At 67.9% G+C, this 22888-nt stretch carries 19 protein-coding genes, 1 tRNA gene and 1 pseudogene; 7 read left to right on the plus strand and 14 right to left on the minus strand.

What is annotated here, in order from left to right:
- The first annotated feature begins 91 nt into the window (after nt 1-91).
- Together E3T25_RS10490 and E3T25_RS10495 are read left to right on the plus strand one after the other, a co-directional pair.
- A complete protein-coding gene (locus E3T25_RS10490) occupies nt 92-1819 on the plus strand; it encodes an L-lactate permease (protein WP_104103462.1) in 1728 nt (575 codons plus the stop codon).
- Between the two features lie 74 nt (nt 1820-1893).
- Nucleotides 1894-4728: an FAD-binding and (Fe-S)-binding domain-containing protein gene (locus E3T25_RS10495; protein ID WP_134343158.1), complete on the plus strand. Its 2835-nt coding sequence runs from the start codon at nt 1894-1896 to the stop codon at nt 4726-4728.
- A gap of 126 nt (nt 4729-4854) precedes the next feature.
- On the opposite strand, the gene treZ is transcribed toward E3T25_RS10495, so the two are convergent.
- From treZ to glgX, 3 genes are read right to left on the minus strand one after another with little or no spacing between them, the layout of a single operon-like run.
- Complete coding sequence (treZ, locus tag E3T25_RS10500) at nt 4855-6627, minus strand: malto-oligosyltrehalose trehalohydrolase (RefSeq protein WP_134374158.1); 1773 nt, start codon at nt 6625-6627, stop codon at nt 4855-4857.
- Nucleotides 6617-9007, minus strand: a complete 2391-nt coding sequence (treY, locus tag E3T25_RS10505; RefSeq protein WP_134374160.1) for a malto-oligosyltrehalose synthase — start codon at nt 9005-9007, stop codon at nt 6617-6619. Before treY ends, treZ begins: the two co-directional genes overlap by 11 nt.
- Complete coding sequence (glgX, locus tag E3T25_RS10510; protein ID WP_134374162.1) at nt 9004-11208, minus strand: glycogen debranching protein GlgX; 2205 nt, start codon at nt 11206-11208, stop codon at nt 9004-9006. The genes treY and glgX overlap by 4 nt, the downstream gene beginning before the upstream one ends.
- Nucleotides 11209-11568: 360 nt before the next feature.
- On the opposite strand from glgX, the gene E3T25_RS10515 reads away from it, so the two are divergent.
- Nucleotides 11569-11760 (plus strand): hypothetical protein, encoded by a 192-nt coding sequence (locus E3T25_RS10515; protein ID WP_134343145.1) that lies wholly within the window; start codon nt 11569-11571, stop codon nt 11758-11760.
- Between the two features lie 150 nt (nt 11761-11910).
- On the opposite strand, the gene E3T25_RS10520 is transcribed toward E3T25_RS10515, so the two are convergent.
- Nucleotides 11911-12972, minus strand: a complete 1062-nt coding sequence (locus tag E3T25_RS10520) for an LLM class flavin-dependent oxidoreductase (RefSeq protein ID WP_134374164.1) — start codon at nt 12970-12972, stop codon at nt 11911-11913.
- 213 nt (nt 12973-13185) lie between these two features.
- Between E3T25_RS10520 and E3T25_RS10525 the strand changes: the two genes are divergently transcribed.
- From E3T25_RS10525 to E3T25_RS17500, 3 genes and pseudogenes are all read left to right on the plus strand, one after another.
- Nucleotides 13186-13566, plus strand: coding sequence for a hypothetical protein (locus E3T25_RS10525; protein WP_134374166.1), 381 nt, complete (start codon nt 13186-13188; stop codon nt 13564-13566).
- A 159-nt stretch (nt 13567-13725) separates the two neighbouring features.
- Nucleotides 13726-14475 (plus strand): annotated as a pseudogene (nrdD, locus tag E3T25_RS10530) (anaerobic ribonucleoside-triphosphate reductase); the annotation flags it as partial.
- A 98-nt stretch (nt 14476-14573) separates the two neighbouring features.
- On the plus strand, nt 14574-14759 hold the full coding sequence (locus tag E3T25_RS17500) for a hypothetical protein (RefSeq protein WP_241980801.1): 186 nt from the start codon (nt 14574-14576) through the stop codon (nt 14757-14759).
- On the opposite strand, the gene E3T25_RS17955 is transcribed toward E3T25_RS17500, so the two are convergent.
- The gene (locus E3T25_RS17955) at nt 14756-15619 is read right to left on the minus strand and encodes a YchJ family protein (protein WP_420898242.1); all 864 of its coding nucleotides are present in this window, start codon (nt 15617-15619) and stop codon (nt 14756-14758) included. The two genes, E3T25_RS17500 and E3T25_RS17955, sit on opposite strands and share 4 nt — an antisense overlap.
- On the opposite strand from E3T25_RS17955, the gene E3T25_RS10540 reads away from it, so the two are divergent.
- Nucleotides 15545-15763, plus strand: coding sequence for a DUF1653 domain-containing protein (locus E3T25_RS10540; protein ID WP_134374168.1), 219 nt, complete (start codon nt 15545-15547; stop codon nt 15761-15763). The genes E3T25_RS17955 and E3T25_RS10540 overlap by 75 nt on opposite strands.
- Before the next feature lie 160 nt (nt 15764-15923).
- On the opposite strand, the gene E3T25_RS10545 is transcribed toward E3T25_RS10540, so the two are convergent.
- The 9 genes from E3T25_RS10545 to obgE all read right to left on the minus strand — a co-directional run bounded on the left by E3T25_RS10545 (nt 15924) and on the right by obgE (nt 22843).
- Nucleotides 15924-15996 (minus strand) — tRNA-Ala (locus tag E3T25_RS10545).
- A gap of 72 nt (nt 15997-16068) precedes the next feature.
- Nucleotides 16069-16446, minus strand: coding sequence for a ribosome silencing factor (gene rsfS, locus E3T25_RS10550; RefSeq protein ID WP_134374170.1), 378 nt, complete (start codon nt 16444-16446; stop codon nt 16069-16071).
- 40 nt (nt 16447-16486) lie between these two features.
- Nucleotides 16487-17476 carry a hypothetical protein gene (locus E3T25_RS10555; protein WP_134374172.1) on the minus strand — a complete coding sequence of 330 codons (990 nt, stop codon included), beginning with the start codon at nt 17474-17476 and terminating at the stop codon, nt 16487-16489.
- 47 nt (nt 17477-17523) lie between these two features.
- The gene (nadD, locus tag E3T25_RS10560; protein WP_255570179.1) at nt 17524-18126 is read right to left on the minus strand and encodes a nicotinate-nucleotide adenylyltransferase; all 603 of its coding nucleotides are present in this window, start codon (nt 18124-18126) and stop codon (nt 17524-17526) included.
- 14 nt (nt 18127-18140) lie between these two features.
- Complete coding sequence (locus E3T25_RS10565; RefSeq protein WP_104103428.1) at nt 18141-18341, minus strand: hypothetical protein; 201 nt, start codon at nt 18339-18341, stop codon at nt 18141-18143.
- Nucleotides 18342-18405: 64 nt separating this feature from the next.
- Entirely contained in the window at nt 18406-19668 is a 1263-nt protein-coding gene (locus tag E3T25_RS10570) for a glutamate-5-semialdehyde dehydrogenase (RefSeq protein ID WP_104103426.1), read from the minus strand.
- A 9-nt stretch (nt 19669-19677) separates the two neighbouring features.
- Entirely contained in the window at nt 19678-20460 is a 783-nt protein-coding gene (gene proB, locus E3T25_RS10575) for a glutamate 5-kinase (protein WP_104103424.1), read from the minus strand.
- Nucleotides 20457-21266, minus strand: a complete 810-nt coding sequence (gene proB, locus E3T25_RS10580; RefSeq protein ID WP_134374174.1) for a glutamate 5-kinase — start codon at nt 21264-21266, stop codon at nt 20457-20459. Before proB (E3T25_RS10580) ends, proB (E3T25_RS10575) begins: the two co-directional genes overlap by 4 nt.
- Nucleotides 21263-22843 carry a GTPase ObgE gene (obgE, locus tag E3T25_RS10585; protein WP_134374176.1) on the minus strand — a complete coding sequence of 527 codons (1581 nt, stop codon included), beginning with the start codon at nt 22841-22843 and terminating at the stop codon, nt 21263-21265. The genes proB (E3T25_RS10580) and obgE overlap by 4 nt, the downstream gene beginning before the upstream one ends.
- Between the last annotated feature and the right edge of the window lie 45 nt (nt 22844-22888).

Genomic DNA, 22888 nt, shown 5'->3' on the forward strand with positions numbered 1-22888 from the left:
AAACACAATATATATTGACTTACTTGCATACTTGCTATACAACTGATGAAGTGTCACGACGGCGTGACCACGACCTCAGTGTGGAGACCCAATCTTTCAACAGATACTCGATCCGATTCTTGGATCCCTCGTCCTGTCGGCCATCTGCGCCGCATTGCCGCTGATTCTCCTGTTCGTCCTTCTCGGCGTGTTCCGGGTCAAGGCGCACAAGGCGGCGCTGGTCAGCCTGCTCCTCTCGGTCGTGCTCGCCGTCGTCGGCTGGCAGATGCCGGTCGGCCAAGCGCTGAGCGCCACGGCCGCCGGCGTCTTCTACGGCCTCTTCCCGATTCTCTGGATTCTGGTCAACGCGTTGTGGATCTACAAGCTCACCGTGGCCACCCCCTGGTTCGAGGTGCTGGGCCGCACCATCCGCTCCATCTCCAACGACCTGCGTATCCTGGCCATCCTGATCGCCTTCTGCTTCGGCGCACTACTCGAGTCCCTCGCCGGATTCGGCGCCCCGGTTGCCATTTCCGCCGCCATGCTGATGGCCGCGGGCATGAAACCCCTCAAATCCGCCATGGTGTCGCTGCTGGCCAACACGGCCCCGGTGGCGTTCGGTGCCATGGCCGCCCCGATCATCGCCCTCAACGGCGTCACCGGCCTGCCGATCCAGGACCTCGCGTCGATGGCCGGCCGCCAGACGCCGTTCATCGCCGTGATCGTTCCGCTGATCCTCGTTTTCATCGTCGACGGCAAGCGCGGCGTCAAGCAGACCTGGCCGGTGGCCGTGGTCGCCGGACTCGTCTTCGGACTGGCCCAGTTCGTCACCGCCAACTTCTTCGCCGTCGAGCTGACGGATGTCGTGGCCGCCGTCGCCACCGTGGCCGCCGTCCTGGTCATGCTGCGCTTCTGGCAGCCGGCCGAATCCATGGGACTGAACGACGACGTCGAACTGTCCGGTGCCGAGAACCTGGTGAGCACGACCGTGGGCGCCGCGGTCCCCGCATCCGCCATGCGCAGCACCCCCACCACCGCGCTCAAGTCGGCGCGACGCTCTGCCGACAGCCCTGACCTGAACGACAACACCCGCCCGGAACCGCGCCAGGTGTGGAAGGCCATCGCCCCGTACCTGATCATCATGGGCATCTTCTCGATCGCGCAGATCCCGGCCATCAAGGCCTGGCTCAGCGTCGTGGGCAGCGTCACCTTCGCCTGGCCCGGACTGAACGTGACCGACGCCGCCGGCGACCCGGTTCCGGCCACGATGTTCAAGCTCGACCACTTCAAGGCCACCGGCACCCTGCTGCTTTTCTCCGGCCTGCTCACCATGGCGCTCTACAAGGTCTCGTTCCGCCAGGGCCTCAAGATCTACGGCGACACCCTCGTGCAGCTGCGCTGGACCATCGTCACCGTTACCGCCGTGCTCGCCCTCTCGTTCGTGATGAACCTGTCCGGCCAGACCGCCTCCCTCGGCGCCTACCTGGCCACCGCCGGCGTATTCTTCGCCGTGATCTCCCCCCTGATCGGATGGATCGGCGTGGCCCTGACCGGCTCCGACACCTCGTCAAACGCGCTCTTCGGGCAGCTGCAGGTCACCGCCGCCAACGCGACCGGCCTGTCGCCTGTGCTGATGGCCGCCGCCAACTCGTCGGCCGGTGTGCTCGGCAAGATGCTCTCGCTGCAGAACCTGGCCGTGGCGGCCGCCGCCGTCGGCCTGGTGGGTGCGGAGAGCCTGCTCTTCCGCAAGCTCGTCGGATGGAGCCTGGGGCTCCTCGTGCTGATCACGGTCCTGATCGTGCTGCAGTCCACCCCGGTCCTCGGCTGGATGGTGCCGTAATGGCCCGCCGCGGCACGGTGGTCACCCCCTCGGCGACCGTCTCCGGTCCCACAGCGGTGCCTGCATCCGCCGGGATGCTGGGTGCCCTCCGGGCCGCGGTGTCCGACCCGGCCCAGGTGAAGACCCGGGCGATCGACCTGCACGCCAACGCCCACGACGCCTCGCACTTCCTGCTGGTGCCGCAGGCGGTCGTCGTGGCCGCCAACGCGGACGAGGTCGGCAAGCTGCTGCGCGCCAGTCGGGCGCAGGGTGTGCCGCTCACGTTCCGCTCCGGCGGTACCAGCCTGAGCGGCCAGGCACTCACCGACGGCGTGCTCGTCGACGTGCGCCGCAACTTCAAACAGATCGAGGTGCAGGACAACGGCGCCCGGGTGCGGGTTCAGCCCGGCGTCACCGTGCGCGCCCTGAACGCCCGCCTGGCGCAGTACGGCCGCAAATTCGGCCCGGACCCGGCGAGCGAATCCGCCTGCACCATCGGCGGCGTCGTGGCCAACAACTCCTCCGGTATGGCCTGCGGCACCGTCGACAACGCCTACCAGACCCTGGAATCGATCACGGTGGTGCTGCCCAGCGGCACCGTCGTCGACACCGGGGCGGCGGATGCCGACGCGCGCCTCCGCGCCCTCGAACCCGAGCTGCACGAGGGCCTGCTGCGCCTCGCCAAGCGGGTTGCCGGCAACCCGGCCTCCGTCTCGACCATCCGTCACCAGTTCTCGATGAAAAACACCATGGGCTACGGCCTGAACTCCCTGCTGGACTTCGACCGGCCCGTCGACATCCTGGCGCACCTGATCGTGGGCAGCGAGGGCACCCTCGGGTTCGTCGCGGAGGCGGTCTTCCGCACCGTCCCGCGGCCGACCCACACGGTCACCGGCCTGCTGGTCTTCCCGGACCTGGAGACCGCCAACGCGGCCCTGCCTGCCCTGGTGGGCACCGGGGCGGCCACCCTGGAGCTGATGGACGCCCTGTCGCTCAAGGTCGGCCAGGGCCTGGACGACGTACCCCCGGTCGTGCGCGACCTCGCGGTGCGCGACCACGCCGCCCTCCTGATGGAGTACCAGACCGACAACCCCGAATCGCTGCAGGAGCTCCAGCGCGCGGGCCTGACCATTATGCCGGGGCTCGGGCTCAGCGCCCCGGTGAAGTTCAGCGCGGACTCTGCGACCCGTGCCCAGCTGTGGCATCTGCGGAAGGGGCTCTACGCATCCGTCGCCGGCGCCCGCCCGCAGGGCACCACGGCGCTGCTCGAGGACGTCGTCGTGCCGGTGGCCGCGCTCGGCCGCACCTGCGTGGAGCTGATCCGTCTGTTCGACAAGTACAGCTACCGCAACAGCGTGATCTTCGGCCATGCCAAGGACGGCAACATCCACTTCATGCTCACCGACGGGTTCACCGGCACAACCGAGCTAGAGCGCTACAGCGCCTTCACCGAGGACATGGTGGACCTGGTGCTCGGCGAGGGCGGCTCGCTCAAGGCCGAGCACGGCACCGGCCGGGTGATGGCTCCGTATGTGCGGCGCCAGTACGGCGACGAGCTCTACGAAGTCATGCGGCAGCTCAAGGTGCTGTTCGACCCCGCCGGGATGCTCAACCCCGGCGTGCTGATGAATGACGACCCTGAGGTTCACCTTCGTGACATCAAGCTGGTGCCGCCCGTCGCCGAGGTGGTCGACAGCTGCGTCTCCTGCGGCTACTGCGAACCCGTCTGCCCCAGCCGGGACCTGACCCTGACCCCCCGCCAGCGGATCGTCACCCTGCGCGCCATCGAACAGGCCCGCCGGAGCGGCGACCTGGCTCTGGCCGCCGAGCTGGAGAAGGACTTCGTCTACGACGGCGTGGAGACCTGCGCGGTCGACGGCATGTGCCAGACCGCCTGCCCGGTCAACATCAACACCGGCACCATGATGAAGCAGATCCGGCGCGGCGAGACCGGACCGCTGATCAACGGCGTCTGGAACACCGCGGCCAAGAACTGGGGTGCGGTCACCCGCGGCGCCGGGCTGGCCCTCACTGTGGTGCGCAAGATCCCGGCCCCGGTACTGATGGTGCCCAACAAGCTCGGCCGAGCCGTGCTCGGCACCGACACGCTGCCGCTCTACTCGAGCGAGCTGCCTGGCGGCGGCGGCGGACGCTCCCGCCCGGTGCCGGCCCTGGCGCCGGAAGCCGTCTACTTCCCGGCCTGCGTGCAGACCATGTTCGGTCCGGCCACCGCGGGCACGCCCGGGGTGCAGGTCAGCTTCGAGCAGCTCTGCGACCGGGCCGGCATCACCCTCGTCGTGCCCGCGGGCATCGACGGGCTCTGCTGCGGCACGCCGTGGTCGTCGAAGGGGCTGAAGACCGGCGAAGCGACCATGCGGGCCAAAACCCTCGCGGCGCTGCGCACGGCGACCCGGAACGGCGAGCTCGCCATCATCTGCGACGCCTCCTCCTGCACCGAGGGGCTGCGGACGACCATCGAGGGTGACCAGAACGAGCCGCGCCTGCGGGTGGTCGACGCCGTGCAGTTCGCGGCCGAACGCATCCTGCCGTCACTGCCCGAGTACCAGAAGATCGATTCGCTCGCGCTGCACCCCACGTGTTCTTCCACTCGGATGGGCATCAACGACTCCCTGCAGACCCTGGCCGGCGGGGTGGCCGAGAGGGTGCAGGTGCCGGATAACTGGGGCTGCTGCGGCTTCGCCGGGGACCGCGGCATGCTGCATCCCGAGCTGACAGAATCCGCCACCCGGGCGCAGGCGGCCGATGTCGCGACGATGGACGCCACGGCATTCGCGTCGTGCAACCGCACCTGTGAGCTCGGGCTGACCCGGGCCACCGGCAAGGAATACCGCCACGTGCTCGAGCTGCTGGAAGAGGTGACGCGGCCCGACGCCGACGATCCGGACGCCGCCGCATCCCACCTGGCATAGTCGGGCGCCGTCTGAGCTCTGCCCACTCGCGGCGCAGGTTGGAGAAACTGGCGCACGGTGTAACGTGCGCCAGTTTCCGTAGGGTGCGCCGCGAGGCACGAGGCCCCGAGGACCGTTGACTGCGGGCTACTCGGAGGCGCCGAACACGGCGACGGAGTGCGGTGCGAGGGTGACCGCGGTGGGCGTGCGAGACTGGACCGCGTCGCCGACGGCGGCGAAGGATGCCAGTAGCGCCGGGGCATCCGTCGGCACGTCACGAGCCTCCGTGCCCAGGTTGACCAGGATTTCGGTGTCGCCGCGGCAGAGCCGCAGCCACCGCTCGTTATCGTCGACGTCGACCGCGACCCGGCCGAAGCGCGGGTCCGTGATGTCCGGACGGGAACGCCGCAGCCAGCCCAGAGCCCGGTAGAAATCGAGCAGGCGCGCGTGGGCCGGTTGGGACACCTCAGCCCAGTCCAGCACCGACCGCTCGAACGTGGCCGGGTCCTGCGGGTCGGGCACCACGGCCGGGTCCCAGCCCATGCGCGCGAACTCGCCGATCCGGCCCGTGCGGACGGCCTCGCCGAGTTCGGGTTCCGGATGCGACGTGAAGAACTGCCAGGGTGTGCTCGCCCCCCACTCCTCGCCCATGAACAGCATGGGCGTGAACGGGCCGAGCAGGGTCAGGGTGGCGGCGATCGCCAGCTGCCCGGCGTCGAGGGTCGCACTGAGGCGGTCGCCCGTGGCCCGGTTGCCGATCTGGTCGTGGTTCTGGTTGTTGACGACGAGGCGCCAGGCCGGCATCCGTGCGGTGTCGATCGGCCGACCGTGGGTGCGCCCGCGGAAGCTGGAGAAGGTGCCGTCGTGGAAGAACCCGTGGGTGAGCACCTTCGCGAGGGCGCTGAGCGGCTCGAAGTCGGCGTAGTAGCCGGTGGTCTCGCCGGTGACCGCCACGTGCACGGCGTGGTGGAAGTCGTCGCTCCACTGGCCGGTGAGCCCGTAGCCGCCGGCGTCTCGCGGCGTGATCAGACGCGGGTCGTTGAGGTCCGATTCGGCGATCAGGGTGAGCGGACGCCCGCGGGTGGCGCTCAACACATCGACGTCGGCGGCGAGTTCCTCGAGCAGGTGCAGGGCGTGGTCGTCCCGCAGGGCGTGCACCGCATCCAGCCTGAGTCCGTCGACGTGGTAGTCGCCCAGCCACATCAGGGCGTTGTCGATGATGTAGCGGCGCACCGGGTCGGAGTCGGCGCCGTCGAGGTTGAGAGAGGAGCCCCAGCCCGTGTCGCCCCTCTCGTTCAGGTACGGACCGAACTGCGGCAGGTAGTTGCCGCTCGGGCCGAGGTGGTTGTAGACCACGTCCTGGATGACGCCGATTCCGGCCTGGTGACAGGCGTCCACGAACCGTTGGTAGGCAGCCGGTCCGCCGTAGCCCTCGTGCACGGCGTACCAGAGCACCCCGTCGTAGCCCCAGTTGTGGGTGCCGTTGAAGGCATTGACCGGGAGCAGCTCCACGAAGTCGACGCCGATCGAGGCCAGGTGGGCCAGTCGGCCCGCCGCGGCGTCGAGGGTGCCCTCCGTAGTGAAGGTGCCGAGGTGCAGCTCATAGATCGTGCTGCCGGCCAGCTGGCGGCCGGTCCAGGCGCTGTCCTGCCAGACGTGCGCGCCGGGATCGAACGTGCGGCTCTTCGCGTGCACGCCGTTCGGCTGGTGCCGGGAGCAGGGGTCGGGGAAGGGCCCCTGACCGTCGATCAAAAAGCCGTAGTCGACGGGCTGATCGGCACGGCCCTCGGCGGGCTCGGTCAGCGGACGGGGTGCGTGCCACCATCCGTCGCCCCGCGGGGTCATCGGCACGGTCTGGTCGGCGAGTTCGACCGCCAGGGCCGATGCGTTGGGAGCCCAGACTTTGAATTCAGCGGGCATGGTCGGCACCTTCCAGGTCGGTCGTGCGAGTCGGGTCGGCGTCGTCGGCCGGCACCAGCAGGGCCACCGGGTAGCGCCCCAGCAGGGCGGCCACGCTGACGGATGCGCCGGGGTGGCGTTCCCCGGTCAGCAGATCGACGACCGGCCCGCCGGCCAAGACCACGATCGTATCTCCCCAGCCGCCCGCGGCCGCGAGCCCGAGCGGCAGCCGGGTGGCGATGGTGACCGCGCCGCCGCGGTCGAAAGCGATCACGTGGTCGGCGGCGGCGCCGAACGCGGGGACCGGACTGTGCCGGTAGAAACGTTCGGGCTGGTCGCGGCGCAGCCGGAGGGCGCGCGTGGTGACCAGAAGTTTCGCGGCGCCGGTCTCGTCGACGGGCGGCAGCCAGCCGTCCTGCACCCGGGCCAGGTAGCCGCGCCGCAGGTCGTAGTCGACCGGGCGGCGGTTGTCGGGGTCGACGAGGGAGGTGTCCCATAGCTCGCTGCCCTGGTAGACGTCGGGCACTCCGGGGGCCGTCAGCTGCACGAGCTTGTTCGAGAGCGCGTTGCTCCAGCCCGCCTGGCGCACCCGGTCGACGAACGCGGTGAGCGTCTGCGTGACTGCCGGGTCGTTGAAGGAGGCGGTCACGAGGCCGCGCATCGCCGTCTCGAACTCCGCGTTCTGGCTGGTCCAGGTGGTCGACGTTCCGGCTTCCCGAGCCGCCTTCTCCGCGTAGGCGATGAGGCGTTCCGATGTGGCCGGCCACGATCCGACGATGGCCTGCCAGAGCAGGTTCTCGAACGGGGCGTCGCCGAGGGGCGCGGTCGCGCGCAGGGTGCGCAGGGTGCTCTCCCATTCGGCCGGGATCTCGGCCAGCACCGAGATCCGGGCGCGCACATCCTCACTGCGCTTGGTGTCGTGGGTGGAAAGGGTCGTCAACGAGGCCGGAAAGGTGGCCTGACGGGTCTGCTGGCGACGGTGGAACTCGGCCAGGTCGACCGCGAACTCCCCCGGGTCGGCGCCGACCTCGTTCAGCGAGGTGAGCCGGCTGAAGCGGTAGTACGCGGTGTCCTCGACACCCTTGGCCATCACCATGCCCGAGGTCTGCTGGAAGCGCACGGCCAGCGGATGCCCCGGGTCGCCGAGCAACGGGAGCAGAGCCTCGATCGCGGGGCCGAGGTCGGGCCGGTGGCGAGCCGCCTCGACGCCAGCGTGGCGCAGCTCGTCGATGCCCACCGGGAGGTAGGAGCGGTAGACCGGGAAGCAGGCCAGGAGTTCGGTCAGGGCGTCGACCGTGGTCAGTTCGGTGGTGGCGTCGCCGCCGGGGACCAGTCGGGCCAGGCGCACGACCTCGGCCTGGAGGGTGCGGTCCGCGATGACGCGCTTCCGCGCGTGCACCAGGTCGGCCCAGTCCGCCGGCGGCGCGTCACCGGTCAGCGCCGCGGCCTCGGCCTGCAGCCGGGCCTCGAGTGCGTCGAGCGCGCCCTGCCCGGCCGGGTCGACGAGCAGCCGGTCGAAGTCGGCGAGGGCGTCGTACCCGGTCGTGCCGGCGGTGGCCCAGCTGGTCGGCAACTGTTCGTCGCCCTCGAGGATCTTCTCGACGAGCACGTAGGCTCCGTCGGTGGCATCCCGCAACCGGTCGAGGTAGCCGCCCGGGTCGGCGAGACCGTCGGGGTGGTCGACCCGCAGCCCGTGCACGAGGCCGTCCTGCACCCAGCGCACGATCTCCCGGTGGGATTCGTCGAAGACCCACGGCACCTCGACCCGGAGGCCGGCCAGCGTGTTCACGGAGAAGAACCGACGGTAGTTCAGCTGCGCGTCCGCGCGGCGCCAGTTGACGAGTTCGTAGTGCTGCCGGGCGTGCACGACGCGGGCGTCCGCGCCGCCGTCGGCGCTGCCCGGGGCGAGCGGGAACCGGTTGTCGTAGTAGTGCAGCTCGTCGCCGACCACCTGGAGGCGGTCGAGTTCGCTCATTCCGTCCGCGTCGTCGCCGAGCACGGGCAGCAGGATTCGGTCGCCGTTCGCGGCCCAGTCCACGTCGAAGGCCTCCGCGTAGCGCGAAGCGGGGCCGTGCTGGAGCAGGTTCCACCACCAGAGGTTGCGGTGCGGGGTCGCGACGCCCATGTGGTTGGGCACGATGTCCACCAAGATGCCGCGCCCGGCATCCGTCGCGGCCGCCGCCAAGCGGGTGAGCGCCTCGGCTCCGCCCCGCACCGGGTCGATGCGTGAGTGGTCGACGACGTCGTAGCCGTGGTCGGAGCCCTCTTCCGCAGCGAGCAGCGGGGACAGGTAGAGCCAGTCCGCTCCCAACTCGGTCAGGTAGTCGAGCACCCCTTCCGCGGCCGCCAGGTCGAACGCGGCCGTGATCTGCAGACGGTAGGTGGTGAGCGGAATTTTCACGGCTGGACCAGGTGCGCCGGGTCGATCACGGGGATCGTCCCCGTCATCAGCCCGGCCAGGGAGGCCGCGACGGAGTGGTCCGGCGTGGTTTCCGGAGCGTGATACGCCCGCAGCACGACGAGGGAACGCGACGTCACCGTGTGCAGGGACCCGGCGGGCCGCGGAACCGCGTCGGCGCCTTCGCCCGCCGTGTCGACGACGATCTCCCACGCCGGGGCGTATTCGGCCGGGGGCAGGGTGAACTCGACATCCTCGGCGTCTGCGTTGAAGCAGACCAGGAAATTCACGTCGGTCACCATTTGGCCACGGACGTCGCGCTCCCGGATGCCGTCGCCGCTGAGGAACATGGCGACCGTGCGCGTCAGGTGCTCGTCCCAGTCCTGGGGCTGCATTTCCTGCCCGTCGGGGGTCAGCCAGACAAGGTCGCTCATCGGGTCGCCCGCGGCGCGGTGACCGGGGTGGCCGTTGAAGAAGCTGCTGCGGCGGAACGTCGGGTGTTCGCGGCGCAGCCGGGAAACGGCAGCCGTGAACTCGATCAGCGGCTGGTCCGCCTCCGACCAGTGGATCCAGCTCAGTTCATTGTCCTGGGCGTAGGTGTTGTTGTTGCCGTTCTGCGTTCGGCCGAGCTCATCGCCGTGCAGGATCATCGGCACACCCTGCGACAGGAGCAGGGTGGCAACGTAGTTGCGTTGCTGCCGGGCCCGTAATGCCAGGACCTCCGGGTCATCCGTCGGCCCCTCGACCCCGGAGTTCCAGGACCGGTTGTGCGATTCGCCGTCCTGGCCGTTCTCGCCGTTGGCGTCGTTGTGCTTCTCGTTGTAAGAGACCAGGTCGGAGAGGCTGAACCCGTCGTGCGCGGTGACGAAGTTGATCGAGGCGACGGGGCGGCGGCCCGAGTGCTCGTAGAGGTCGGCGGAACCGGTGATTCGCGACGCGAACTCGCCCAGCGTCGACGGTTCGCCGCGCCAGAAGTCACGCACGGTGTCGCGGTACTTTCCGTTCCATTCCGTCCACTGAGCCGGGAAGTTGCCGACCTGGTACCCACCGGGGCCGACGTCCCACGGCTCGGCGATGAGCTTGACCTGGGACACCACCGGGTCCTGCTGCACCAGTTCAAAAAAGGTGGAGAGCTTGTCGACGTCGTAGAGGTCCCGGGCCAGAGCCGAGGCCAGGTCGAACCGGAAGCCGTCGACGTGCATCTCGAGAACCCAGTAGCGCAGCGAGTCCATGATCAGCTGCAGCGAGTGCGGGTGACGAACGTTCAGGGTGTTGCCGGTGCCCGTGTAGTCCATGTAGTACCGCTTGTCGTCGTCCATGAGCCGGTAGTACGCCTCATTGTCGATGCCCTTGAACGAGATCGTCGGGCCGAGGTGGTTGCCCTCCGCGGTGTGGTTATAGACCACGTCGAGGATGACCTCGATACCAGCGTCGTGCAGAGAACGAACCATCCCCTTGAATTCCTGCACCTGGTTGCCGAGGTCACCGGAGGAGGAATACGCGTTGTGCGGGGCGAAGAACCCGATGGTGTTGTAACCCCAGTAGTTGTTCAGACCCTTTTCCTCGAGGGTGCCGTCGTTGACGAACTGGTGCACCGGCATCAGCTCGATCGCGGTCACGCCGAGTTTCTGCAGGTGGTCAATGACCGACGGATGCGCCACGCCGGCGTACGTGCCGCGCTGGCTCTCCGGTACCGCATCCTGCAGCTTGGTGAGGCCCTTCACGTGGGCCTCGTAGATCAGGGAGGCGCTGTAGGGCGTACGCAGGGGCCGGTCTCCCACCCAGTCGAAGAACGGGTTGACGACGACGCCGAGCATCATGTGCGGGGCGGAGTCCTCGTCGTTACGCGAATCCGGGTCACCGAAGTTGTAGGAGAACAGGGACTGGTCCCAGTCGATCGTGCCGCAGGTGGCCTTGGCATAGGGGTCGAGCAGGAGCTTGTTGGGGTTCGCCCTGCTGCCCGCGGCGGGGTTGTAGTCGCCGTGCACGCGGTAGCCGTAGCGCTGTCCCGGTTGGATCAGGGGCAGGTAGCAGTGCCAGATGAACGCGCTGGATTCGACCACGTCGATGCGGGTCTCCACGCCCTGTTCGTCGAAAAGGCAGAGCTCAACGCGGTGGGCGGCTCCGCTGAACAGGGCAAAGTTCGTGCCGCTGCCGTCGTACGTTGCTCCGAGCGGGTACGCAGTACCGGGCCAGGTTTCCAAAGGGGTGCTCCTCGTGCTACGGGTCTCGTGCTGTCGACACACCGATCGCGCCGGTATGCCCACAAGTACGCTACAGTCTGCCGGGCCCCGTCGACGCCCGATCCGTTTTCGCGGGTGACCGCTCTGGGTATCAAGCCGCTGTGAATGCGGTCGTGGTCTTCGCTCCGTCCCCGGTTCTCACGGTCACCGTCGAGGGCCGCGAGGACGCCACCGATGTGCCTCTGCACGCCGGTGGCCAGGGAGTTTTGCAGGCCCGGATGGTTCAGGCTCGCGGTGCGACGCCCCGGCCGAGGTACTGCGTACCTGCACGCTCGGCGTGGCGGCGAACGCGTACATCTCGCCGAGGCTCAGGGCGATGTGTTGTCCCGGCACGATCTCGACGAGCTCTACGACCTCACCCTCCGGGCCGGCCTGGGGACAGACGTCATCATCCTCAGCGCACTGGCCGGCGAAGACGTGGTGCCGGCGGATGTCTACCGCAGCCTCGAGCAGCTCGTCCCCGCCAGGTACGCCCTGCAGGAGGAGGGCGCCGGCACGGTGGCCGAGCTCTAGAGGCGGAGCACCGTGCCCGGTGTCGAACCAATTCGACGGAGATTTTGGCACAAGAGCGGGTTTCCGGAGTATTTCGAGCCGTATTGTGCAAAATCTCCGTCGAATTCGTTCCGTGCGCTGTGACGGGCCTCGTATTCTGGCGTTCCGCGATCACCCGCTCACGTCGTCGGCGCGGTCGGCAGCCACCAGCTCGCGCACGAGCGGTGCCACCTCAGTGCCGTAAAGCTCGATGCTGGTCATCAGTTTCTCGTGGGAGAGCGTGCCGAGGCTGTATTTGAGGTCGAAGCGGGCGAGCCCCAGCCTCACCGCCGTGGCGGCGATCTTCGTGGCCACGGTCTCGGGTGAGCCCACGAACAGGGCGCCGTCCGGGCCGGCGTCGTGTTCGAAGCGCTCCCGGGTGACCGGACCCCAACCGCGCTCACGGCCGATCCGGTCCTGCATGGCGGCATAGTGCGGCCACATTTCCTCGCGCGCCCGGGCATCCGTCACGGCCACATACCCCGGGGAGTGCTCGCCGATCGGGCGGGTCGGCTTCTCGAACTGGGCCAGCGCACGGTGATAGAGCTGAACCAGTGGCACGAAGGCCAGCGGCGAGCCGCCGATGATGGCCAGCATCAGCGGCAGGCCGTAGTGCGCGGCGCGTACGACGGACTGGGGGCTGCCGCCCACGCCGATCCAGGTGGTGAGGGATCCGGATTCGGTGGGCGGGAACACCCGCTGGTTACGCAGGCCGGCACGGGTTTCGCCCGACCAGGTGATGGGCTCCTCCTTGAGCAGCTCGGTGAAGAGGTTGAGCTTTTCCTCGAACAGAAGCTCATATTGCTCCAGCTCCAGGCCGAAAAGCGGGAACGACTCGGTGAAGGAGCCGCGACCCAGGATGACCTCGGCACGCCCGCAGGAGACCGCGTCGAGGGTGGAGAAGCGCTGGAAGACGCGCACCGGGTCGTCGGAGCTGAGAACGGTGACCGCCGACCCGAGACGGATGCTGGTGGTCTGTCCGGCGATCGCGGCCAGAACAACCTCGGGGGCGGAAACGGCGAAATCTTCCCGGTGGTGCTCACCGATCCCGAAAAAGTCCAGGCCGACCTGATCGGCCAGCACACCCTCGGCCACCACGTCGCGCAGCGTCGCCGCCTGGGACAACCGGGCCCCGAAGGCGTCAAAGGTAACGTCACCGAAGGTATCCAGCCCGAGTTCGAACTTCTTTTTCATCTGGTGCGTGCTCCTCGCCGTGGTCGGTACGTTCGACAAACTCTATGCAAATGCATTCAAAGGAAAAAACCGCGGCCGTCCCGAGAATATTCCGAGCCCGACCTGAGGTTCGGGGCGCTCCGCTAGGGATGGGGGCCGCCGGCGAGCCGGCGCGAGGGGGCAGAATGGGGTCAGGCGCCACCATCCGGTCGCCCCGGCGACAGGAGATTTCCCATGACCGAACACGAACTCATTTCGCTCTGGACCCGGGCCCGCTGGCATATCATCGTGTCCCAGTTCGCTCCGACCTTCCTGCTCACGGCGCTCGTGGCCTTCCTGTCCCTCGGCCTTGCGGAGGCCGAGCTGAGCGTGCGCATCGCGGCCGCGGGCATCCTGCTGGCCTCAGGCATTCTCGGCGCGCTCGCTCAAATCGCGTCCGCGAACGAAGGGCTCGCCATCGTGGCTGACCTATGCGCGCTGCCCGCGAGCAGCGCCCTCGGGCGCGGCGTCATCGCCTCCGCGCCGTGGATCAACGTCGTGCGCTTCCTGACCCCCGCAGTCTTCGTGGTCGTCTATATCGCCATTTTGGCGGCCCTGTTCCGACCGTTCGCTTAGCCACTCACCACCACATGTCGTCAGTATCGGAATGTGGACCCCAAGATGTGGTGACGTTGAGGCACCGGGTGTGAGGTCGAATGCACAAACCCGAAATTTCGGGCCATCACGCGCACTGGCGCTAACGCTCCTTCCGACGCAGTGCGGATCCGTGCCGCCGTCTCCAGCGCCGAGATCGGCAAGGCGCACCGCGAGGGCGAGCTACACATCCACGACCTCGACATGCTGGCCGGCTATTGCGCCGGCTGGTCGCTCCGGGTGTTCCTCGACGAGGGACTGATTGGCTTTCTCGACAAGGTCGAGTCCACTCCCCGAGGCATTTCTCCTCGGCCATCGCGCAGATCGTCAATTTCCTCGGCACCATGCAGAACGAGTGGGCCGGAGCGCAGGAGTGCAGCTCCTTCGACTCCTACAGGGCGCCGTTCACCAACCTCACGTTCGATTGGGTCTGCCTGGAGGACCTGCGCGAGCAGGTGACCGTGATCGGCGAGGTCGAGCAGGACTTCAACCACGGCGACCTGGCCGAGGAGATGGCCGTGATCAAGCGGGCGTCTATCGACGTGATGACCGCGGTGTTTGGCACTCCTTATTTCCAGAACTTCATTCCAGGAGACCACCGGAAACATGTACAACCTGGAGGCCACACCGGCGGCACCGTGCTGCACCTGTACATGTCGGAGAAGCTCTGCACGGCCGCGGCCTGCCGCGAGCTCGTCCAGCGCTCCCTGACGACGCACCGGCTGCCGTACATCACGGTTACGCCGTCGGTCTCAATCTGCCCCCGACCACGGCTACCTGGCCGGCGAGCACCCGACCTGCACGGTCTGCGGCTGCGTCTGTGAGGTGTGGACCATCGTGATGGGCCACTTCCGCCCGGTCAGCTCGTTCAGCATCGGCAAGAAGGGCGAGCGCGCACGATCTGCAGATCGCGGGACTTGTGGCACTGTCCACCTGCGACTGGCTGCTGGCCAAGCGTCACGGCCTGCTCGACGGCGTGGTCTTTTCGGGTGGGGAGCCCACCCGGCACGCACGACCGTCGACCCGATGATCATGCCCCCCGGAGACATCAGGGGCTCAGCGCCACGCTCACCGCCCTGGGCGTGCGGGAACACGTGCTGCAGACTGTGCGGGCCGAAGGTGCCCGCCCCGCGTTCGCGGCGCGGCTGAAAGCCCACCTGGAGCAGCTGGGCTAGACGGCGTCCCGGTAGACCCACCGGCGGTTCAGGCGCACGAACCGGCTGATCTCGTGCTGCTGCGAGGAGACGCCGCCGGACCGGATGTGCGCCGTGAACTCCACCACCCCTTCGGTGTCGAACGGGCCGCCCTGCGCGGTCCGTTCGATCTCGAGGCGGAGCCAACGCACGTCGGCGTCGAGTTCCAGCACCTCCGGGCGGGTGAGCGGATGCCACGTCGTGAGCAGGTAGTCCGGCTCCCCCACCGCGAAGGCCGCGTACCGGGACCGCATCAGCGCCTCCGCGGTGGGCGCAAACGCGTCCCCGCGGTGGAACCGACCACAGCACGCGGAATAGAGGTTGCCGCTCAGGCAGGGGCACGGTCGAGGGCGCTGCGGGCGCTCTGCAGGAATCGAAGTCTCGGGCACCCCTCCAGTATCGGGCAGCGTTCGGGCCGCCGGAACCCGGTCGGCTCGGTCTCGTACTCGCGTTCTGCCGACCTGTTCGATCGCAGCGTCGCGGTCACCTCCTCCCGTGCCGGGTTCGTTCTGTGGCTCCCGTCGCTCGGGTGTCGGCCGGACTCGGAGCGATACTCGCGGTGCGGGCAACCGGTGGCGGGACGGTCTGGGCGAGGTGGTCGGCGACCCGGTCCCGGGCCAGGTCGGCGGCCGCCGCCAGGGTTTCGGCTCCTCGAACAGGTGTGTGGCGCCGGGCAACAGGGTACGGCCCGGTACCTGCCGGTCCGGCTCGGGTGGGGAGATGACGGTTTGGGAATGTCGGGCGAAGGAGCCTAGAGTCAGCCCACCATGAATGACATTGCGATCGGCAGATACAAGCACTACAAAGGTCACCTCTACGAGGTTCTCGGCGTGGCCCGGCACTCGGAGACCGAGGAACAGCTGGTGGTCTACACCCCCCTGTACGGAGAACGCGGGCTGTGGGTGCGCCCCCTGGCCATGTTCACGGGAACCGTCCGCGTCGACGGCGCAGACGTTCCACGCTTCGCCCTGATCGACGGCGCGTGATCACCAGCCCCCGCAGTCGCGTCAGAGGGCCTCCGCGAGGATCCATCTGATCGATACATTTCATGCGAAAATTGATGAGCTTTTCTGCCCCACATAACCAGAACAGGCCCCGACCGAAGTCGAGGCCTGTTCCATATTTTCGGTACGTTGTGCTACTCGGTGGATCCGAGGGGATTCGAACCCCTGACCCCCTGCATGCCATGCAGGTGCGCTACCAGCTGCGCCACGGACCCAGAATGTGTTTCGCAACTTGCCCGAAACAACTTCTCTAGGCTACTACATGATTAGCCTGCTGCTGACCACCGCTACTCGGCGGCCTTGTGGGCAGGCAGTGCGATGGGAATGACGGGGCAGTCTTTCCACAGACGTTCGAGCGAGTAGTACACGCGCTCTTCCTCGTGGAAAATGTGCACGACGAGATCGCCGAAGTCGACGAGGACCCAGCGCCCCTCGGCACGGCCTTCGCGACGCAACGGTTTGTGGCCGGCCTCGGTCATCTTGTCCTCGATCTCACCGGCGATGGCCACCACGTTGCGCTCGGAGCGGCCCGTGACGATCAGGAAGATGTCGGTGAGAGGCAGGGGATTGGATACGTCGATTGCGACGAGGTCCTCCCCCGCTTTCGAGTCTGCGGCGGCGGCGGCCACCTGGAGGAACTCGAGAGCATGGGCAGAAGCGGTCATCGAATGAATCCCTGAGTTAGTGAAGGCGAAATGGATGGCATTAGAAAATCTTGAGGACGTAGCCGGCCACGATCAGGGCCAGCACGCCGAAAGCGAGCACGCCTGCGGTAACGGTCAGGACGGCCGGGACGGTCAACCCGCGCTTTCTCGGTGGAGCCATGACTCCCCGGGTCGAAGCGTGCGTGCTGACGGCGCGGCTCGCACTGACCGGGGCGACGTCGCTATGGTGTCCACCCTCGTCGAGCTGGTCGAGCATCTGGTCCATGTCCGACGAGTCGAAGACGTTCGGCAGGGTTCCGGTGGAACCGAGGCTGCGGGGTAGGTCGATCGACCCGGTGACCATAATCTCGCCGGTGCGCATGAGCGGGCCCGACGAAGACTCGTGGTGCGGGATGGAAGGCAGGATCAGGGCGTTGGTCGTGGTCGGAATGCCGCCGGCGCTGATGCCGCGAGCCACGATCTGGTCGAACGGTTCGAGCTGTGTCACGCCGGGAACGTGGTCGTCAACCTCGTCGCGGGCCAGCGACCAGTGTCCGACCGGCGGGTGGAGCACTCCGGGTCGGGACTTGACCTTCGTGCGCGGGGAGGCCTCAATCAGGAACTCGACGGGCGGCGCCACCTTGGCGGGGGCCACCGGAACGTGCAGCGCGTCGATGGCGAAGGGGTGCGCAGCCGTCTCGGGGACAGGTGCGGGTGCGATCGGGGCAGCGGGGAGCGCCGACTCGGTGTGGGAGTTGTGTTTCAGCAGGAATTCGCCGAAATCGCCGGTCTGCGCGGTCTGAAGCGCGCGCAGCTCACGACGGGTCAGGGTGTTGTGGTCCTGTGCGTGGAGAACGCTGCGCGTGCCGTCGACGGCGCGAGGCGCGAACGCGGTCGGTGCGGCGGGATACTCCTGGGCGGCATGCTGCTTTGCGGAAAGGGCATCCGTCGAAGGAACCGGTGCCTGATCCACCGGTGCCGGTTCGAGCGGAGCCGGAGGCGCAGGAACGGCGGATTCGCCGACGACGACCTGCTCGTTCCGACTAGCCAATTCGCGGGCTTGTCGCCGCGTCAGTGGCTGTGGGTCATTACCCAACGTCATGCCACACTCCGATACAGATGATGCTTTGAGATGTACTGGACAACCCCATCGGGGACCAGATACCAGACCGGGAATCCCCGATTCACACGTTCCCGGCAGTCCGTGGACGAGATGGCCAGAGCCGGAACCTCCAATAAGCTTACGTCCTGGTTGGGCAATCCCGAAATACTGAGCTCGTGTCCCGGACGACTCACAGCCACGAAATGGGCCAGGTCCCAGAGCTCCTGAACATCTTTCCAGCCCAGGATCTGCCCCATCGCGTCGGCACCCGTGATGAAGAAGAGCTCCGCGTCCGGGCGTTCGGCGTGCAGATCCCGCAGGGTGTCGATCGTGTACGTGGGCCCGGTTCGGTCGATGTCGACCCGGCTGACGGTGAACCGGGGATTGGAGGCGGTGGCGATGACCGTCATGAGATACCGATGCTCGCTCTCGGTCACATCTGCCTTCTGCCACGGCTGACCGGTGGGAACGAAAATGACCGTATCGAGGTCGAAGCTCTGAGCCACCTCGCTGGCGGCCACAAGGTGCCCGTGGTGAATGGGGTCGAACGTGCCGCCCATCACGCCGATGCGCGGTGGGCGGGCCCCGGGATTATGGATGGTGACGCTTCCGATTAGTGGTCGCTGCGCGCGCCGCCGTGGGCGTCGGAGTAAGCCTTCGCCTTGGCCTGGTGGCGGTTGGCGACATCCCGGTAGGACCAGACGACGAAGCCGAGCGCGGCGAAGACCACGAGGGCGATCACTCCGTAGAGGAAGATCGGCATCGGCAAATCGACGAGCCCGGCCTCAGCCAGCACAACGGTCAGGAACGACATGGGATTCTCCATTCAGGGACTCACAAGGCACAGCGGTACGCCATGGCCAACAGTCTAGCGGGGGCTATGCGCGCACCTGGCCGGAGCCACGCACGATCCACTTGGTGCTGGTGAGCTCGGGCAGACCCATCGGCCCGCGAGCGTGCAGTTTCTGAGTGGAAATGCCCACCTCGGCTCCGAAACCGAACTCGCCGCCATCGGTGAACCGGGTCGAGGCATTGACCATGACCGCCGCGGAATCCACTTCTCCGAGGAACCGGTCGGCGTTCACGATGTCGTTTGTGATGATCGACTCCGTGTGCCCGGTCGAGTAGCGACGGATGTGCGCAATGGCGTCGTCGAGGGAGTCGACGACCGCCACGGCCAGTTCGAGGCCCATGTACTCGGTGGACCAGTCCTCCTCCGTGGCCGGCACCGCCGCGGGGAAGATCTCGCGCACGCGGTCGTCGCCGTGCAGGGTCACGCCGGACTCCGTCAGCTTCGCCAGAACGGCCGGCAGGAGCCGCGCAGCCGCGGCCTCGTGCACGAGCAGAGTCTCGAGGGCGTTGCAGACACTGGGCCGGTGCACCTTCGAGTTGTGCACGATGTCGACCGCCCACTCCGGATTCGCCGACTCGTCGACGAAGATGTGCACGACGCCTGCCCCGGTCTCGATCACGGGCACGGTCGACTGGGTGACGACGGCCCGAATCAGGCCGGCGCTCCCCCGCGGGATCAGCACGTCGACAAGGCCGCGGGCCTGCATCAGTTCGGTGGCACCGGTACGGCCGAACGGGTCGATGGTCTGCACGCATGCCTCGGGCAGGCCGACCTGCCTGATCGCCGCCTGGAGTAGGGTGACGAGCACCCGGTTGGTGTTCTCGGCGGCCGATCCGCCCCGCAGGACGACGGCGTTGCCACTCTTCAGAGCGATGGCGGCTATGTCCACGGTGACGTTCGGGCGGGCCTCGTAGATGACGCCGACGACACCGAAGGGTACACGCACCTGGCTGATTCGTACGCCGTTGGGCAGGCTGGAGCCGCGCACAACCTCCCCAACGGGATCGGTGAGCAGGCTGATCTCGAGCACGGCGTCGGCGAGGGCGTTAATGCGCGCCTCGTCGAGGCTGAGGCGGTCGAGCATGCCCTCGGAGAGGCCATTGTGCGTGCCGGCGGCCAGATCCAGGGTGTTGGCGGCCAGAATCTCCGCAGCGCTCCCCCGCAGGGCGGCGGCGATCCCGTGCAACGCCTGGTTCTTCAACCCTGTCGACGTCGTGGCCAGAGTTCGGGCGGCGGTTCGGGCGGCTTCGAGGATCGGAGTGATCTGAGGTGAGTCGGTCTGCAGCATCCCGGTAGTTTAGGCCAGAGCGGGTTCGAACCAGGTTCCGACCGGGTCGCCGCGGAGTGCCTCGGCAACCAGACCAGTCGATGTGAGCAGCACGGCAGTGCCGGCCTCCGCCGCGATCCGTGCGGCCGACACCTTGGTGTCGGCACCCCCGGTACCCACGCCGGAGCGGCTGCCGCTGAGCTCGACACCGAGCATGGGATCGCCGCAAGGGACGTGATCGATGCGTTCCGCGCCCGGCAGGTGCGGCGCGCGCGTGTAGAGGGCGTCGACGTCGCTGAGCAGGACCAGCAGGTCGGCGTGGATGAGCGTGGCGACCAGGGCGGCCAACCGGTCGTTGTCGCCGAACCGGATCTCGTGGGTGGCGACCGTGTCGTTCTCGTTGACGATCGGCAGGATGCGCAGACCGAGCAGGCGATCCATCGCCCGGTGCGCGTTTCCTCGATGCGAGGGGTTTTCCAGGTCACCGGCAGTGAGCAGCACCTGGCCGGCGACGATGTCGTACCGGTCGAGGCTGTCCTGGTAGCGGAAGATGAGCAGGTTCTGGCCCACGGATGCCGCGGCCTGCTGGGTGGCCAGGTCGGTGGGGCGCTCGTCGAGTTGCAGGTAGGGCATGCCGGTGGCGATGGCCCCGGAGGAGACGAGGACGATCTCCACTCCGCGCCCGTGCGCTTCGGCAAGGGCATCGACGAGCGGGATGATCTGTGCGATGTTCGCGCCGCTGATCGAGGAGGAGCCGACCTTCACAACGATGCGCGCGGCCGACGCGACCTCGTGTCGGCCGAGTGCGCTCACAGAAGCGCTCGGCCGGGCGCGGTGGGCATCGGCTCGAACCAGGTGCCACAGGAGCCGCCGCGGAGGGCCTCTGCGGCCAGGCTCGTCTCAGTGACGAGAACGGCCGTTCCGGCGGAGGCGGCCAGGCGGGCCGCCTTCACCTTGGTGTCCGCCCCGCCGGTGCCCACGGTGCCGGCACCCTTGTTCGCCCCGAACTCCATGCCGTCCAGTTCCTGGTCGAACCCGATAAAGTCGATCGGTTCCGCACCGGGCAGGTGCGGGGGCTTGGTGTAGAGCGCGTCGACGTCGCTGAGCAAGAGCAGTAGGTCGGCGCGGATGAGCACCGAGAGCATGGCGGCGAGCCTGTCGTTGTCGCCGAATCGCAGCCCGTAGGTCGCGACCGTGTCGTTCTCGTTCACGACGGGCATGATGCGCAGGTCCAGCAGCCGGTTCACCGCGCGGCGGGTATTGCTGCGGTGCGGCTCGTTGAGTAGGTCACCCTCTGTCAGCAGCACCTGCCCCGCGGCAATGCCATAGCTGTCCAGAGTCTCCTGGTAACGGGCCGTGAGCACGTTCTGACCCACGGATGCCGCGGCCTGCTGGGTGGCTAGGTCGGCCGGCCGCTCGTCGAGGTTGAGGTAGTCCATGCCGCTGGCGACGGCGCCGCTCGACACCAGGACGACCTCCACGCCGCGATTGTGGGCCTGGGCCAGGACCTCGATCAGAGGTGCGATCTGCTCGGAGTTGTCGCCGCTGATCGACGAGGAGCCGACCTTCACGACGATGCGCCGGGCGGCGGCTACCTGGGCGCGGGAGCGGTGACTCATTCGGCCCCGCTCTCCTTACGGGGCGACACCGGGACTGAACCGTCGCCCGTGAGAGTGTCGCCGTTGTACTCTTCCTCGCCGGTCGACCACATGCCGGCCTCGCGCTCTCGGATCAGTTCGGCGCGTGCGGCTGCCTTGGCGTCCATCCGGCCGAAGTACTCCTCTCGGCGCTCGTTGCTGGTGCGTCGCTTGGAGTCGTCAAGGCGGGTGTCGGTGCCACGCGGTGCCGTGATCAGTTCGGCCGTGGAGGTGAGGGTGGGCTCCCAGTCGAAGACCACGCCGTTGCCGGGTCCGATGATGACCGTCGAGCCGGCGATCGCGCCGGCCTTGAACAGTTCGTTCTCGATGCCGAGCTTGGCCAGGCGGTCGGCCAGGAAGCCGACGGCCTCGTCGTTCTTGAAGTCCGTCTGCTGCACCCAGCGCTCGGGCTTGGTGCCGATGATGCGGTAGATGTTGCCGAACGACCCACCCTCGACCTTGACGACGAAGCCGCTGTCGTCGACGGCCTTCGGGCGGATCACGATGCGCGGCTTGACGGCCTGCGCCGCGGCGGCCTCGACCCGGCCGGCCTCGACGGTCTCGGCCAGCGCGTAGTTGAGCTGCTTGAGACCCTCATGGCTGACGGTCGAGATCTCGAACACGCGGTAACCGCGTGCCTCGAGGTCGGGCTTGACGAACTCCGCGAGCTCCCGGCCCTCGGGAACGTCGATCTTGTTCAGGGCGATCAGCTGGGGGCGGTCGAGGAGCGGCTTCTGGCCGTCGGGCACCGGGTAGGCGGCCAGTTCGCCGAGAATGACGTCGAGGTCGCTGAGCGGGTCACGGTCAGGGTCGAGTGTGGCGCAGTCGAGGATGTGCAGCAACGCAGTACACCGTTCCACGTGACGAAGGAATTCGAGGCCGAGGCCCTTTCCCTCGCTGGCGCCCTCGATCAGTCCGGGCACGTCGGCGACGGTGTAGTGCACCTCGCCGGCATCCACGACGCCGAGGTTGGGGTGCAGGGTCGTGAACGGGTAATCCGCGATCTTGGGCCGGGCCGCCGAGATGGCCGCGATCAGGCTGGACTTGCCGGCCGAGGGGTAGCCGACAAGCGCGACATCCGCCACGGTCTTGAGTTCAAGCTGGATGTCGCCTTCCCAGCCGTAGGTGCCGAGCAGGGCGAAGCCGGGGGCTTTGCGTTTGAGCGAGGCCAGGGCCGCGTTGCCGAGCCCGCCCTGACCGCCAGGCGCCACGACGATGCGGAAGCCCGGCTCGGTCATGTCGGCGAGTTCGTTGCCCTCGGCGTCTTTGACCACGGTGCCGAGCGGAACGGCCAGCTCCATCAGCTCGCTGCCGAAGCCGGCGCGGTGGTCACCCATGCCGGGGCCGCCGTTCGCGGAACTGCGGTGCGGGGACCGATGGTAACCGAGGAGGGTCGTCACGTTCGGGTCAGCGACGAGCACGATGTCACCACCGCTTCCGCCGTTGCCGCCGTCAGGGCCGGCGAGCGGCTTGAACTTCTCACGCTTGACGGAGACACAGCCGTTCCCTCCGATGCCTGCTCGCAGGTGGAGAGTGACGTGGTCAACAAACGTGGCCATGGGGGTGCCCCTTCCAGGTGGCAAAAAGCTCAGTGGTGCGTAAAT

It is taken from the genome of Cryobacterium sandaracinum, assembly GCF_004403415.1.
In the GTDB taxonomy this organism is placed as follows: Bacteria; Actinomycetota; Actinomycetes; order Actinomycetales; family Microbacteriaceae; genus Cryobacterium; species Cryobacterium sandaracinum.